Raw genomic sequence first — 927 nt, 5'->3', positions numbered from 1 at the left:
CTGCGCGACCTCGACGGCGCCGCGCGGGCGCACGTGCTGACCCGGCTCCGGACGCTCGTCGCGGCCGGCCCGGACGCCGGGGCCGAGCTGGCGGACGCCACGGCCGACGAGATGTTCGCGCTGCTCGACGAAGAACTGGGTGCCGCCAAGTGACGAACGAACAGAAGCTCCTCGACTACCTCAAGCGCGCCACCGGCGACCTGCGCGAGGCCCGCGGCCGGGTCCGCGAGCTCGAAGACCGCGCGCACGAGCCGATCGCCGTCGTCGGGATGAGCTGCCGGTACCCCGGCGGCGTCACCTCGCCCGAGGAGCTGTGGGCGCTGGTCGACGAGGGCCGCGACGCCGTCACCGAGTTCCCGCGGGATCGCGGCTGGGACCTGGCGAAGCTGTACGACCCTTCGTCGGCGCCCGGTACGAGTTACGTCCGGCACGGCGGTTTCCTCGACGACGTCGCCGGGTTCGACGCCGCGCTGTTCGACCTCAGCCCGCGTGAAGCCACGGCGATGGATCCGCAGCAGCGGCTGCTGCTCGAAGCGGCCTGGGAGGCGTTCGAGCGGGCCGGCATCGCGCCGGATTCCGTGCGCGGCAGCAAAACCGGCGTGTTCGCCGGTACCAACGGCCAGGACTACGGGCCCCGGCTGCACGAGGCACCCGCCGACGTCGAAGGGCACCTGCTGACCGGGCTCGCCGCGAGTGTCCTTTCCGGACGGATCGCCTACGCCTTCGGTCTCGAAGGCCCGGCGCTCACGGTGGACACCGCGTGCTCGGCGTCGCTGGTCGCGGTGCACCTGGCGATCCGGTCGCTGCGGGCGGGGGAGAGCACGCTCGCGCTGGCGGCCGGCGTGTCGGTGATGAGCACGCCCGGCGGGTTCGTCGAGTTCAGCCGGCAGCGCGGGCTCGCCCCGGACGGCCGCTGCAAGTCCTTCG

General features: G+C 73.6%; 1 protein-coding gene. It reads left to right on the top strand.

Annotated features, from left to right (window positions below; genetic code table 11):
* Positions 1-149 precede the first annotated feature (149 nt).
* Positions 150-927, top strand: a 778-nt coding sequence (locus G3I65_RS23580) for a beta-ketoacyl synthase N-terminal-like domain-containing protein (protein ID WP_309235652.1), incomplete at its 3' end; no start/stop codon positions are given.

The organism is Amycolatopsis sp. SID8362, assembly GCF_010550475.1.
Classification (GTDB): Bacteria; Actinomycetota; Actinomycetes; order Mycobacteriales; family Pseudonocardiaceae; genus Amycolatopsis; species Amycolatopsis eburnea.
The sequence above is the reverse complement of the archived record's forward strand: the minus strand, read 5'-3'. Positions and strand labels throughout refer to the sequence as shown.